The sequence below is a fragment of the Desulfosporosinus sp. FKA genome (assembly GCF_002196785.1).
Lineage (GTDB): Bacteria > Bacillota > Desulfitobacteriia > Desulfitobacteriales > Desulfitobacteriaceae > Desulfosporosinus > Desulfosporosinus acididurans.
The window spans coordinates 49,173-62,644 of the sequence record NZ_NAHZ01000034.1; the positions used below are offsets into that span (position 1 = coordinate 49,173).

At 39.3% G+C, this 13,472-nt stretch carries 12 protein-coding genes; 1 reads left to right on the forward strand and 11 read right to left on the reverse strand.

Annotation, left to right across the window (positions count from 1 at the left end; translation table 11 throughout):
* From B5771_RS21435 to B5771_RS21480, 8 genes are all read right to left on the reverse strand, one after another.
* Positions 1 to 585 carry a helix-turn-helix domain-containing protein gene (locus B5771_RS21435; RefSeq protein WP_088189357.1) on the reverse strand — a complete coding sequence of 195 codons (585 nt, stop codon included), beginning with the start codon at positions 583 to 585 and terminating at the stop codon, positions 1 to 3.
* A 263-nt stretch (positions 586 to 848) separates the two neighbouring features.
* Positions 849 to 2,441: a HAMP domain-containing methyl-accepting chemotaxis protein gene (locus tag B5771_RS21440; RefSeq protein ID WP_242966928.1), complete on the reverse strand. Its 1,593-nt coding sequence runs from the start codon at positions 2,439 to 2,441 to the stop codon at positions 849 to 851.
* Between the two features lie 415 nt (positions 2,442 to 2,856).
* Positions 2,857 to 3,858 carry an ABC transporter substrate-binding protein gene (locus B5771_RS21445; RefSeq protein WP_088189359.1) on the reverse strand — a complete coding sequence of 334 codons (1,002 nt, stop codon included), beginning with the start codon at positions 3,856 to 3,858 and terminating at the stop codon, positions 2,857 to 2,859.
* A 35-nt stretch (positions 3,859 to 3,893) separates the two neighbouring features.
* Positions 3,894 to 4,745 carry an ABC transporter permease gene (locus tag B5771_RS21450; protein ID WP_088189360.1) on the reverse strand — a complete coding sequence of 284 codons (852 nt, stop codon included), beginning with the start codon at positions 4,743 to 4,745 and terminating at the stop codon, positions 3,894 to 3,896.
* On the reverse strand, positions 4,738 to 5,472 hold the full coding sequence (locus B5771_RS21455) for an ABC transporter ATP-binding protein (RefSeq protein WP_088189712.1): 735 nt from the start codon (positions 5,470 to 5,472) through the stop codon (positions 4,738 to 4,740). The genes B5771_RS21450 and B5771_RS21455 overlap by 8 nt, the downstream gene beginning before the upstream one ends.
* A 299-nt stretch (positions 5,473 to 5,771) precedes the next feature.
* Positions 5,772 to 6,590 carry a VanW family protein gene (locus B5771_RS21460; RefSeq protein WP_088189713.1) on the reverse strand — a complete coding sequence of 273 codons (819 nt, stop codon included), beginning with the start codon at positions 6,588 to 6,590 and terminating at the stop codon, positions 5,772 to 5,774.
* 977 nt (positions 6,591 to 7,567) lie between these two features.
* Positions 7,568 to 8,101, reverse strand: a complete 534-nt coding sequence (locus B5771_RS21470; protein ID WP_088189361.1) for a hypothetical protein — start codon at positions 8,099 to 8,101, stop codon at positions 7,568 to 7,570.
* Between the two features lie 691 nt (positions 8,102 to 8,792).
* Positions 8,793 to 9,380, reverse strand: a complete 588-nt coding sequence (locus B5771_RS21480) for a hypothetical protein (RefSeq protein ID WP_088189362.1) — start codon at positions 9,378 to 9,380, stop codon at positions 8,793 to 8,795.
* Between the two features lie 508 nt (positions 9,381 to 9,888).
* On the opposite strand from B5771_RS21480, the gene B5771_RS24900 reads away from it, so the two are divergent.
* Complete coding sequence (locus B5771_RS24900) at positions 9,889 to 10,089, forward strand: transposase (protein WP_242966959.1); 201 nt, start codon at positions 9,889 to 9,891, stop codon at positions 10,087 to 10,089.
* Here B5771_RS24900 and B5771_RS21490 read toward each other — a convergent pair.
* The 3 genes from B5771_RS21490 to B5771_RS21500 all read right to left on the reverse strand — a co-directional run bounded on the left by B5771_RS21490 (position 10,079) and on the right by B5771_RS21500 (position 13,422).
* On the reverse strand, positions 10,079 to 10,309 hold the full coding sequence (locus tag B5771_RS21490) for a hypothetical protein (RefSeq protein WP_348982968.1): 231 nt from the start codon (positions 10,307 to 10,309) through the stop codon (positions 10,079 to 10,081). The genes B5771_RS24900 and B5771_RS21490 overlap by 11 nt on opposite strands.
* A gap of 164 nt (positions 10,310 to 10,473) precedes the next feature.
* The gene (locus B5771_RS21495; protein ID WP_088189716.1) at positions 10,474 to 11,388 is read right to left on the reverse strand and encodes a TIGR01777 family oxidoreductase; all 915 of its coding nucleotides are present in this window, start codon (positions 11,386 to 11,388) and stop codon (positions 10,474 to 10,476) included.
* An 801-nt stretch (positions 11,389 to 12,189) separates the two neighbouring features.
* The gene (locus tag B5771_RS21500) at positions 12,190 to 13,422 is read right to left on the reverse strand and encodes an aldo/keto reductase (protein WP_088189363.1); all 1,233 of its coding nucleotides are present in this window, start codon (positions 13,420 to 13,422) and stop codon (positions 12,190 to 12,192) included.
* Positions 13,423 to 13,472 lie beyond the last annotated feature (50 nt).

Below are 13,472 nucleotides of genomic sequence, written 5' to 3' on the forward strand. Positions count from 1 at the left end.
TTAGACCAACTGATAAAATAATCCATGCTGTATACAATACCAAATAAGCATTCCGTGCTCCTGTTTGGGAACTCGCAGCTGCATATCCCATTCGGGATATTGTTTGATAATTTGCACACGGTCACCTGTTGCAAAGGCAACAAACGAAATGTAATGCTCTTTTTTCATTGGGTGATTACTCGTAATAAACCAGTTATCTTCAATTACCTCGATAGAAAGCTTGTTACTTTCATCAGCCTTTTGCATGATTTGTTCTTCCAATTTCCTGCCACAGCAAGATATCTCAGCATTACCTGTACAGAGCGAAATATTGTTACACACAGTGCAGATATAATACTTTGATTTTTTCATATTGCCTCCAACGAAATTATTCGCAACCAAATCACCACTTAATAACGTTCCAATGTCAACCTCAAGTAGGTTGGACAGCTCTGCAAGCAGTGAAATATCCGGGCAGCCAAGGCCGCGTTCCCATTTGGAAATTGTTTTGTCACTAATATTCATTTTGTCTGCAAGCTGCCTTTGGCTCATTCCTTTTTCTATTCGCAATGTTCGAATAACGCTGCCGACCTTAACGTTTTGCATAACGACTACCCCCATGGATCAATTGTAATCAATAACTATGATTTTTTAAATCAACGCTCCGTAGAGTTCATTAATTGCAATCCTGTAACAAAAAAGACGGTCTAACCAACTTATCTTTAAGGATAATGGTCAGCCATCTCTTTACGTTAGTTTGAACTTAAAATGTATAGAATCAACTGTATTGTATCCATATAATGCTAATGGGCCATTTTGACACCTAAACGGAAAATTTATAATATGAAGGAAGCGTCTACTAGAAAATTCTAAATTTCAAACCTTTGAATTACTTGATATAAATGCTCTGAGGTTTTGGCCAATTCTGCAGCAATCGCAACTAGTTCTTGTGTTGAAATCATCTGCTGCTCAGCTGAAGTCGCTGATTGAGTTGCTCCCTCAGCAAATTGAGAGGCGATTGAAGTAGCCAATCTCTGGGCTTCTGCTAGCAGTTGACTTCGATTTAATAAATGATCGGCATTTGAAAGATTTTCTTCCACCTTTATAGAGGTGGAGTTAATCACTTCATCAAGTGAGTTGATCGCATCTCCTGCTTGTTCAATCACAGTTTTGCCGTGATTCACGACCTCCATTCCTTGATTAATATTCGTCACCGTTGTGTTGACCATTTTCTGAACATTGGAAATAAGCTGCATGATCTGTTGCGAAGACTGTGCCGAACTATCCGCGAGTTTTCTGACTTCCTCAGCGACAACGGCAAAACCTCGACCATGTTCCCCAGCTCTGGCTGCTTCGATGGCAGCATTAAGAGCTAATAGATTTGTCTGAGCCGTGATCCCATTTATTACTGAGATAATATCCCCAATCTTTTGCGCCTGATCCGCTAAACTCAAGATCGATTCATTAGCTTGCTCAGTGACTTGATAAATGGCTTCCATCTCCTGAACAGCTTCTTTGACAGCTAAGGTTCCTTGTTGGCTTGTAGCTTTGGCAGACGTCGTTAGAGATAGAACCTTCTGAGTGCTTTCCAAGATACTTTGGGCGGCAGCTTCAATTTCATCGACTTCATCTTGAGACTTCTTTATACTCTGAATTTGTTCAGCAGCTCCTGCGCTAAACTCTTCTAATGTGGCAGCAAACGTTTCTTGATTTTCAACTAACGCGTTAACGTGAGTTGCTTGAGTGTGACTCATTGCCTGAGCTTTCTCGGTAATAGAAGCGAGATCTGTAATTATAGATGTCATTCCGATGGAAACTTTGTTTACCTCGTATGATAAGTTTCCTAATTCATCATCCGAATGAGCTTCAGCTCTGGATTTCAAATTTCCTTTGGCAATGGATTTTGTGACCTTGAATGTTTCTTGAAGAGCAGTTGCCAGTTTGTTTTTAAACCAAAAGCTGTAAAAAGCGTGAATCCCTAAAGCAATTAGAGAAGAAATAATGGCTGCTGGTGAAAAGGAGCTGTAAATTATCCAGGCTATTGCAAGAAAAAGTGTGGGAATCATGCCGCTATACACTTGTTTCGTGAGTTGCCCCTTATTGAGAGGCATGTCCAAGCGAACAGCATAGGCATGTTTGCCTTTAACAAAGATTGGACTGGCAACTTCAAACAGGACTTCGCCAGTGTTGCGATGATAAATCTGAGTAATCGGTTCTGTACATCGCGCGCCCCGAAGTTCCGTCTCGTTGTTAAAGTAAATACCCTCTCTCAAACGATTTGAGTGAACCAGAGCCAACCCGTCTAAATCAAATAGACTAAGAAATTCGTTGTCGCCAAGATTTCGATCGATCGCTTCTCTTAGCGGCTTGACAGCACTTTTCCAATCGTCATATTGGTTTAAAATACCTTCAATTTCCTTAGCAATGCGTTCAATAGTCGCTAAGCCTTGTTTTTTTTGCATTAGACTAACTTTTACGTCTCTAGCTATATTTATCTACCACCTTTTTGTAGAATCGGAATTAATTAAATAATTCACAAACCAGAAAATGTTAGAAAATCGACAAAATATTACTAATTATGAGTCTAACACGAACCTGCATTTATTTCAATATGAAGCAGGGATTTAATAGCTAGCCCCTATCACTAATTCAGATAACGATCAATTATAACGGTTGTTTCTGCTTAATCTTAGCTATGCGTATATTGCAGGGTGACAAGGAAAAGCGTATCATCCTCTCGAAAATAACAGATATCTTATAAATGGCTCAGCCAATTAAGGCTGAACCATTTATATTCAAATATTCGTTCTGAAATAAATCTGAATCATAATGATAATTATAGTTTCAAGAAATTAATTTATACCTGCTGGAAAGAATTTATTTGATATTCTTGATTGCTGTCTCGGCGAATTTAGTATTGACCACTTTTTCATAAGGAGCAATCTGCTTAAGCTCTCCCGCATCCTTGATGATCTGCTGGAGGAGGTAAAAATCCTTTTCCTGAAGAACAGGATTTGTCTTATACGTGTTCTGTTCTTTATATCGTTTAATAGAACTGGTCAAAATCTCCTCATTCTCATCCGGGAATTGGGGCTTGATAGCCTTGGCGATCTCTTCAGGAGAATGTTTTTCAACCCAGACTTGCCCCTTATAGATGGCGTTTGTGAATTTTTGGATGATATTCGGATTTTTCTCAATATAACTCTTCCTGGAAAAATAGGCTGTATACGGAACTTCGCCGCTCTCCTTGCCTAAAGAAGCTACAATAAAGGCTTTGCCTTCTTTCTCCATTGCAGATGCTGTGGGCTCGAAAATAATTACATAATCCCCTTTGCCTCCCAGAAAGGCCCCAGCCGTTGCCGCAAATTGTATCGTTGTGTCAATTGTAACATTTTGACCCGGGGTAAGACCAGTTTTACCCAAAACATACTGAAGAACAATGGCCGGCATTCCGCCCTTGCGTCCGCCGATAATGGTTTTCCCTTTCAGATCACTCCATTTGAAACCGGGATCAGGCTGTCTGCCCATCAGGAACGTCCCATCTCCATTGGTAAGTTGAGCAAATACAACACTATTATCTTCTTTGCCTTCATTATAGACATACACGCTGGCTTCAGGTCCGGCAAAACCGATGTCCTCTTCCCCAGATAGAACCCCTGTCATAACCTTATCCGCTCCCTGACCGTTTGACAGTTCGACATCCAACCCTTCTTCCTTAAAAAAGCCCTGAGTTATAGCAACATATTGGGGAGCATAGAAAACAGAATGAGTCACCTCAGAAAGTTTGACCTTTGTAAGCCCGGTTTGAGTGCCACAGCCGGAGATCACAGTAGAAAGCCCTAAAAGCAATACACTAAAAACTATGATTAATCGTTTCATAATGGCTCCTCCCTTTTTATAAAGAAACTTATGTACTAATAGTTGAGATCATTATTTTTTACAAGCAGTCTTTCAAGATAAACCACCCCCTGATACATGATAGCTGCAGCTACTCCCAGAATTATTACGCTGGTCATTACCAGGTCTAACTTAAAAACCTGTCCGCCGTAAATGATAAGGTAACCTAATCCAGCTTTGGAAACCAGGAACTCTCCCACTATTACCCCGACCCAGGACAACCCAACGTTAATCTTTAAAGCATTAATTATGGTGGGGAAGGAAGCGGGGAGCACTACTTTTGTCAGAACTTGAAATTTGTTCCCGCCAAAGGTTTGAACCAGTTTGATCTTTTCCTGATCAACCCCCCAAAAACCATTTAGAACCTCTAAAATTGTAACAATAAGGGAGATCGCCAGAGTCATGACAATAATGGATGCCGGACCCGCTCCGATCCAGACGAGGAACACCGGACCAAGAGCAATCTTAGGTAAACTGTTGAGGATAACCAGATACGGTTCAGCTACTTTGGATATAAATTTTGACCACCATAGAATGACAGCTAGAAATGTTCCCAGGAGTGTGCCTAAAGTAAAACCGACGATAGTTTCCAGACAGGTAATTCCTATATGATAAAAAAGCACCCCCTCCTTATATAACTGGACAATTGTTTTTACAATCCTTGAAGGTTGGCTGGTGATAAAAGAATCAATAATTTTTGCATCCGCCATAATTTCCCATAGGACAAGGGCTAAAACTAAAAGGAGAATCTGAGTCATGCGAACAGAGATTTTACCAAACCTCTCCTTACGTAAGTATTCCTGACGTTCCAAAGAAATGTTCAGGGCTTGGGAAATGGCAGGAATGTTTTCTTCTTCATCTTCAAACATGAACATCCAGCTCCTTCCATATCTCCTGAAAATAGTGTCGAAATTCAGGGGCTTCCCGGCAAGTTAATGGAGTTCTGTTGCTGCAGCTTAGCTTAATCTCATGGATGTTCTTAACCATTCCAGGTCTTTTTGAGAGGACAATAATCCGATCGGCCATGCTGATACTTTCCGAAATATCGTGGGTAACCAAAATAGCGGTTCTATTTTCCTTTTTGATAATTGAATAAATATCATCATTGACGGCGAGCCGAGTCTGATAATCCAGGGCGGAAAACGCTTCATCCAATAACAGAATCTGCGGATCCGTTACTAGAGTTCTGATCAGCGCCGCCCGCTGCCTCATCCCGCCGGAAAGCTGATCGGGGTATCTATTTTTGAATTCATAGAGCCCGTAGGTTTTAAGAAGAATTCGAGCTCGCTCTTTGGCCTCCTGGGTTACAGCCTTGCGGATTTCCAAGCCAAGCATGACATTTTGCCATATGGTTCGCCAATTGAAAAGATGATCCTTTTGCAGCATATAGCCGATTTTTTTCGAGGTCCCCGTGACCTTTTCTCCACTCAGCCACACTGTCCCTGAGCTCGGAGAGAGCAAGCCGGATATTATCGATAAGAGTGTTGATTTTCCACACCCGCTGGGACCGACAATGCTCACAAATTCTCCATCCTGAACAGAAAATCCGATGTTTGTAAGAGCCGTAATTTCCCCGTTCAGGGATTGATATTTCATATTGATGTTATGTACCTCAACGGCATTCAATGTCACTCCCCCCAATCTTAGATTCTTTAATAGTGTATTGGGAAAGATAGAAAGCTGTGAGTGATTCCAAAATAAAGATAAGCCTTCACCTATTTTTGAACAAATAACAGGTGAAGGCATCGCATCAGTGAACAATATAAGGATAAAAAATGAGAGTTTTCTTGATATTAGATTTAGTTTCCTCTATAAGTCTCTATAAGTATATCTGTTAGCCATAAGGACATTAACAACACGATTATAATCGGTAGCATACTGGAAGACGGTATCATTCATTCTTGGAGCATCGGCTCATACATCATGATGGCATGGTTCTCTGTTATAAACTCATCGTTTATTAGGTTCTCTTTACCGTCATAAACCTTACGGCGTATTATATTATTCCTGGTATACCCTCCCCACCACTCGTGATTAATTTGGTGATGGCTTTCATAAACTTCATACCTTTTCTCACAAGTTCGGTTACTACGCCATTCTCCATGCAAATGTGTCTTATCCAGCCACACAAGCAATTGGTAATCATCTGAAGTATTGTTTCTTACTTGCAAGTCAACATAATTGTATACAATGGTTGCACCGCTTGCGAAAGGCTGGGTACGGTTGACATCGGGAAATACATCATGTGTATGTCGCCATCGCTCTGTCACTGTTAACGAGGTATGCAAGGTCATCCAATAAATTAGGTTAGATAACTGGCAAAGTCCTCCTCCAATCCCAGCTTGAAATGTACCGTTCGAAAGTACCATTCCTTCTTTATATCCTTTTCGCTTGGTCGGTTTACCCACAAGTCGCCACAATGAAAAAGTCTCGCCCGGCTTAAGAATTAAACCATGTAGTTTGGTGGTTGCCAATTTAAGATTAACGACTTTATTTTCCTGTAGCCGCATGTCTACATCCCGTAGCTGACGATAAAGTGGTGTTTGATGTTTTGCAATAATGTATTGAAGCGGGGAGGGTGAGCATTTATACGCAAATTTAGTGGTTCTGCTCAAATACCAATGTACATAACGTCGAAAGGTAAAAAACAACTTGCCCCAAAACAGCCGAATACTTGAACGCTGACGAGGACGTTCTATCCGTTTGTAATTAATGCTCACAATTAACACTCCAAAACTATTCTATTTGATTTCAAGTCTTATCCAAATTATGGCTCATATTTTTGAATAACTGAAATTTTGTTCTACAAAGAAGAAAGCAGGATAATCGCTTACCGATATATGTTAATATTCAGTTAATTCCTCACAATATGAATCATCTCTGATGATAAACTGTCGCTCAACTAAAAGGAAATTAGGCTTCGCCGTGAGATTGTGCATAATAACTCGCACCTTTTTTGATTACTTTAACGTAAATTAAATGGTTTCCTGATACATCGAGAGGCGGTCTCGTCAACGAATAAATTTTCGCGTTTTGCTGTTCCAGACTATTTCTATCTAATTCAGTCTGAAACCGATTAAGCAACCACTGAATGAGTACCAATTGAACTGTCGGGGCATTGGAAGTGGAAAAATTATTATAATTATCAATCCAATAATTATCAAAGCATTACCGTATTTTTGTTTCCTTCTTCGTTTAATCCCTTTGTCAGAAATCAATTTCTGTTGTTCGTATTCCCATAGAGGTTTCATAAATGGCAATATCCTGCAATAGAAAAGATTATTTAACGATTTGCCAAATTTAATGGACCACAAAACCAAAGCCAGAACCAAACTAGTAGTGATTCGTTGCGAAAACCCTAAATTGATTGGCATTACACAATAAAGAAACAACACTAAGATAAAGGGAATATTTAATATAACGGCTTCAATAAATCTTAATCTTCTTAGATGCCTTGTATTCACCATGGAATCCTCTTTCATTAGCAGCATCTCCTTCAGGAGCAAGAAATCTTTGTCGAGAGCAACTTTTGGAATTACAACTATATCCCATATTAACTGCGAATCATAGCGAAATAACATACTATTGCTAAAATTGGAAAAGCCTTCTAAAAGGTTGAAATTTGTATAGTGAGTGACAATTCCGCCTGGTTCTATAAGTGTCCGTCCAACACTGATTAGAGCGGACGGATTTAACTACTGAGTAGTACTGCAATTGATGGGTCTACTATTCTGTCGGCCTTAATACTATTCCCCTTACCATATTGTTCATTTTTTAATTTAAACGTTTGTATTTTGTTATCAATATTTATTGTTACTATTATTATAGAATTTCCAGTCTCAACTGCCGAGCCTGTAGTATGTGAGTTTAAAGTATATGCTTTCCGTGCATGAGAGCCATTATTATAATCTTCTATGAGCATTTTACCTTTCAATAGAGGATTGTCTTCTTCATAATATGATATTTCAAGATATTTAACTGAAGATAATTTGGATATGTCTTTTTTATAAGTTACTATTAATGTTTTGGCCAAATTACTATCAAAATTAATTTGACCAAATAAATTTTGTCTAGATATTCCTGTCCCTTTTACTTGAAATTCAGCAGACCAAAATTCATTTTCTCCATTAAAAGTATAATTCAGATTAACTATTTCTTTTTTATATGAACAACCAGTAATTGATAATAACATTATACACATGAAAAAAATATATAATTTTTTCAACTTCAATTCCCCCAATAAAAATCGATAAGCAAACACTGGGGTGTACTTCTATTTTTTCAACCTAATTCGTCTGAGTATAAGCAAGAATTGCGAATATATCTACGACAATATAACCATTACTATGAGACTAACTGACCATCCTGCAAGACTGAGATGAAGACCATCAGAGGTAATGGAACCAATTTCTCCCCACTCCTTTAGAATTAAAATCTTATCATGTCTTCTTGAAAAACATCCTAAAAGCAAAATATATTAATGCTAGCCCAACAGTAAAATTTAACGTTGAGAGTATGGAAACGGATAAGAACTTTCGTGTGATGCTTCCGATGACCACGATGAATGTTAACGCAGTCAATCGAGGCTTGATTGTCAAGGGCGAGCGTCTCCCGCTCGGCTAAGCGTACCCTTTACAAGCAACACGATGTTGGGCTAAGGGGCTTTCGCTTCTTTTGGATAAGTTCCAATACCACGGAGAAGAACAACAGCTAGGACCAGGACAATTATAGCAATGACAACCAACCATTAGTTTCTTCATAGATTCCCCTCCTCTTAATACACAATATCCTACGAATTCGTCGCAACATAAGAATGATGTGACATGTTTGCTCAAGTATGATAGTTCTTCGAAGAACCTCCTCTACCTACACTTCAGCAATTCTGTTCTCCATCAAATTCAATTCGGTAAATGAATCTATGCCCCTTCGCCAGGTATGACATCTGAGCTATCGTCACTAATTGCCCATGTTTCCCCTATTCGAACCACAGAAAACTGATAATGCAATCCAATTTCGGGGTGGGCAATAACGTTGTTAATTAATACTTTGTCCCAAACCCAAATATCAGCACTGACAGTAGCAATGTTGCCATGTCCACTTATCTTGATATTTCTATATTTAGAAATCCCGCCGTCTAAAAATCTATAGTTACCTGTTTCCTGAGCATCTAATAAAGATTCTGATTGGCCAACCATTTTCTTTAATATTTGCGAATTGGGGATGTAGAACCTAGAAAGCTTTCCTTCAATATCCTCGTTCGTTTTTCTAATAACTTCGTCTGGAATACGGGTTTTAGGATTTAAACGGTAAGGTTCTGGAAGGATAATTGCTGTTTGCCCCATTTTGACGGAATCTAAAATTATTTTTTGAATTTCAATAGCATCAGTCGCTTTGATGCTTGTAAATCCCCATTGGCCAAACCAATTAATAAATAAAATGAGGCATGTGACGATTATTCTTATAATCCAGCTTTTATCTTTAAGAAAAGAGGTCATCGCACCCATATTGAACCTCCAAATGGTCAAATGTTTGCAAAATAAGAGGGAGGGTATTTGTATTTGTGGGTAAAAGAATAACCGAAATTAGGGAAACCAGCCTAATATAAATATCCCTAGACCAATGATTATTGGTTTTAGCAAAATGCCCTCTCCTTCGTATAAGAACTTCGCTACTCAAACTATTCTGGGTTGCCCGCGACAAGTTCAACATGGTCTACAATCAGTCCTCTGGGTATTCTTTCCACACTTCAATCTCCTGTTCAAAATAAACCCAAATAGGCCAAGATTCATATGGAGTATCCCTTTCCAATTACATGTGCGTCGGAAAAGTCTGGATTTAAAATTGAATTTAATAAATCCAAAGGCTCCGAAACTAGTAAGCCTGTCGATTGCCATTGTTCACCCCGTCCATAGATGAGCACTCTCTTACATATTTTCTTTAAATCGTAGAAATAATTACAGGATTCCAGTTCATCTTTAGACCAACCTTGTAAAGGGGAAGCTCCAATGGTATTTGTTCAGCCTCAATGTTATTCACGAGATCGGTTTAACATGTCTAGCTCTTTTTACTGACGAATTTAAAAATCAAATGGTTCAGCTTTATCTTAATGGTAAACCCAGGGCAGAAATAATCCGGGAATATGATTTAGGCGCCTCTGCCTTTGACAAGTGGGTCAAGCAAGTCAGTCTACTTATCACACCCCTTACAACTTAGCAGAAGGTTTTTCAGATTGATGCGTTTGCAACTTGATTAGTTCGTCCAGCTTAACTAGCAGTTCTTTATCATTTTGGGTTTTACGTTTGAAAAACCGCAAAGTACTAACCATAAAATAAACAACAAACGCAACAACGAATGCAAATAACCCAAGACTCAAAAGCAAATGCAAATGCAAAACGAGAGTATAATCAAATGTTATTGGATTCCCACCCATCATTGACACTCCCTCCATCCGAAATTACAGCGATAAACTTAAAACCCTGTATTACCTTCGTAAAAATGCTCAGATATAGGTTAAAGGTTCTTCAAGCTTGAACTCTGATGGCCTGACCAATGATAAATCACCAGTACACGATGACCCCGACGAATGATGTGACATGTTCATTTATTCCCCATAGCATTCTCTAGTGCAGACCTTAACTTCGGAAACTTGAATTCAAAGCCAGTGTTAAGAAGTTTCTTCGGGATAACCCGTTGTCCGTGTAATAACATATCCGCCATTTGTCCTAATACTATTCTCAATAAAAACTCAGGCATCGGCAACCAAGACGGTCTCTTTAAAACCTCACCTAAAATCTCATTGAAATCTCTCATTCGCATAGGGTATGGCGTTGTTGCGTTTACAGGACCTGTTAGCTCTTGATGTTCGATTATGAACCTCATCATACTTTTTAAATCCTGAATGTGTATCCAAGAAATCCATTGATTTCCCTTACCCAACGGGCCACCCAAGTAAAACTTAAAGGGCATTGCCATTCTGTTAAGAGCGCCCTCGCTTCCTAGGACTACGCCAATCCGTAAAGTTACAACTCTAGTTATATCACTTTGAACCTTGTTTGCCTCGTTTTCCCAAGCTCGGCAAACGTGAGCTAGAAAGTCTTCGCCTGCTTTTTCAGGCTCAGTTATCTCTTCATCCTGACGGTCTCCATAATAACCAATGGCTGAAGCATTGATTAAAAGTTTTGGTTGAATGGCACGATTATTTATGGCTGTTACAATGGCTTCAGTAGTTCTAATCCTACTCTCTAGTATTTCCTGCTTAATTGACTTAGACCATCGGCGATTGCCAATTGACTCGCCCGCTAAGTTAATTACTACGTCAATTTCAGGTAGCTGAGTCATAGAAGTTAGAGGGGAATGATTGTCCCATTTAATGACCTTAACCCCATGTTCTAAGGTATTTGTGGATTTGGAAGGATTCCTTGTTACTACGTAGACCTGGTATCCATTCGCATGTAATTCCACAGTTAGGTTTCTTCCAACAAAACCCGTTCCTCCAAAGATTAAAACCTTCATTTTTCCCACTTCGGCCTCACCTCTATTCGGTCTTTCCATAAAGAGGATAGTATTTTACTCTAACTCTCCACAAACTTCATATCTTAACAGTGTTATTCTTAGAAAGTAGTTTTGTTGCCATTAGGGCAATGAAATAGAGGGTTAATATAGAAGGGAATATAACGGTAATATTCAATCCTTGAAACAATTGCTCAAGATGCCATAAATTTCCTTCATCTAGAGTTCAACATGTTCCTAAATATTCCTTCTGCAAATGATAATATTCGAAAATAATAAACCAGAAAGTCAAAAAACATTCTGGTTCATTAATCACACAAATTCGAACACTATATGTAGTTTTTAAATCTATTTAAAGTTATTATTTAATGAATTCTCAGATAACGAATTAGATTACCTCCCTACCAATTTAATGGAAGGTGATAATAAACCAAACAATGTACGCCCCATGTTTGAAAAAGATGAAGTAGTAACAGCAATGAATGCTATTCTAAATGAACGAGAGAATAATATCATAATCGATAGTTGGGGTATTAATTCGAAGTTACTAAGACCTGAAGAATTTATTCTGAATACAATACAACGAATAAAGAAATGAGAACAATTCAAAGAAGGGTCATAAATTACATAATATTGAATCGGAAATAGCATTTTTCAGGACGCGATGAGGCATGGCCTGAGGCAATTCCTTAATCTTCCTAAGCTTGCTCTTAGCCTTCTTGTATCGTGCCAGCAAAAAACATAGCGCGAAAAAACTACGCGCTAGCCGTTTCATGTCAGATATATCTAAATAACGCTTAAAATTTAAGAATCAATAGAAGAATCCTTCCTCTTCTTTAATAAATCAAATCCCTTGATACCCCAATGAATAAGCCCTGTCAACTGCTTCATTGCCGGGTATTCCATCGTCCTTGCAACGTCTTTCAAGTACCTCCGGATCTCTAGATGCTGTGGACAAACTTTCTCACACTTTCCACAACCGATACATCGTGAGGCATAGGTAGGTACACCTCCGACTAAACCGCTTGTCATGAGAAAATAATGGATTTTCGTCCGTTTAGTCTGAAAAAGATGCTTATCATTATAAATACCCAGACAGTTTGGAATATCGACGCCTGACGGACAGGGCATGCAATATCTGCAGCCTGTGCAGCCAACTTTTAACAGGTTTTGATAAACTTCCTTAACTCTGTCCACGACAGCCAATTCTTCCTTTGGCAAGGAATTCGGATAAGCCTCCCCTGCTATTCGAATATTTTCACTGATATGTGCTTCTTCGTTCATCCCTGACAACAGCATTGTTACCTCAGGATGATCCCAAACCCAGCGCAAGGCCCATTCGGCAGGTGTCCTCTGTTTTTCGGTCCTACTCCAGACTTTTTCAACCTCCTCAGGAATCCTGCCCACTAATCTCCCTCCTCGGAGCGGCTCCATGACAACGACACCCAGACCTTTGGAAGCTGCATACTTAAGGCCTTCAGTTCCCGCCTGGTAATATTCGTCAAGATAATTGTACTGAATTTGACACATGTCCCAGTCATAGTCATCGACAATCAGCTTAAAATTTTCTCTGTCGCCATGAAACGAAAAACCTGTGTGAATGATCTTGCCGTCCCTCTGTGCTTTTTGCAAAAAATCCAGAATACCAAGGCTTTTCATCGTTTTCCAGGACGCGAAATCCGTAAGCATATGCAGGAGGTAATAGTCGATTCGATCGGTCTTAAGCCTTTTCAACTGCGTTTCCAAAACCTCTTCCATCCCTCTCCTGGACTGGATCATATACGTAGGCAGCTTGGTGGCGATTTTCACTTTATTCCTTATCCCCATTGAAAAAACCTCTCCTAAGAAGCTTTCACTTTTCCCGCCATGATAGACATAGGCTGTATCAAAATAGTTAACACCACTGTCAATCGCCTGAAGAAGCTGCCTTTCCGTTCGCTGCGCATTGATTCTGCCGTTTATTTCCTGAAAACGCATGCAGCCAAAACCTAGAATTGAAACCTTATCGCCTGTTTTACCCATTTCTCTATAAAGCATACTTCTTGTCCCGTCACCCCATTTCAATTCATCACAATTTACAAATGAAC

What these genes read in the sequence shown, in the direction of transcription:
- B5771_RS21435 (WP_088189357.1), bottom strand. Translation starts at nt 585, where the DNA reads ATGCAAAACGTTAAGGTCGGCAGCGTTATTCGAACATTGCGAATAGAA.
- B5771_RS21440 (WP_242966928.1), bottom strand. Translation starts at nt 2,441, where the DNA reads ATGCAAAAAAAACAAGGCTTAGCGACTATTGAACGCATTGCTAAGGAA.
- B5771_RS21445 (WP_088189359.1), bottom strand. Translation starts at nt 3,858, where the DNA reads ATGAAACGATTAATCATAGTTTTTAGTGTATTGCTTTTAGGGCTTTCT.
- B5771_RS21450 (WP_088189360.1), bottom strand. Translation starts at nt 4,745, where the DNA reads ATGTTTGAAGATGAAGAAGAAAACATTCCTGCCATTTCCCAAGCCCTG.
- B5771_RS21455 (WP_088189712.1), bottom strand. Translation starts at nt 5,472, where the DNA reads ATGAAATATCAATCCCTGAACGGGGAAATTACGGCTCTTACAAACATC.
- B5771_RS21480 (WP_088189362.1), bottom strand. Translation starts at nt 9,380, where the DNA reads ATGGGTGCGATGACCTCTTTTCTTAAAGATAAAAGCTGGATTATAAGA.
- B5771_RS21490 (WP_348982968.1), bottom strand. Translation starts at nt 10,309, where the DNA reads ATGATGGGTGGGAATCCAATAACATTTGATTATACTCTCGTTTTGCAT.
- B5771_RS21495 (WP_088189716.1), bottom strand. Translation starts at nt 11,388, where the DNA reads ATGAAGGTTTTAATCTTTGGAGGAACGGGTTTTGTTGGAAGAAACCTA.
- B5771_RS21500 (WP_088189363.1), bottom strand. Translation starts at nt 13,422, where the DNA reads ATGCTTTATAGAGAAATGGGTAAAACAGGCGATAAGGTTTCAATTCTA.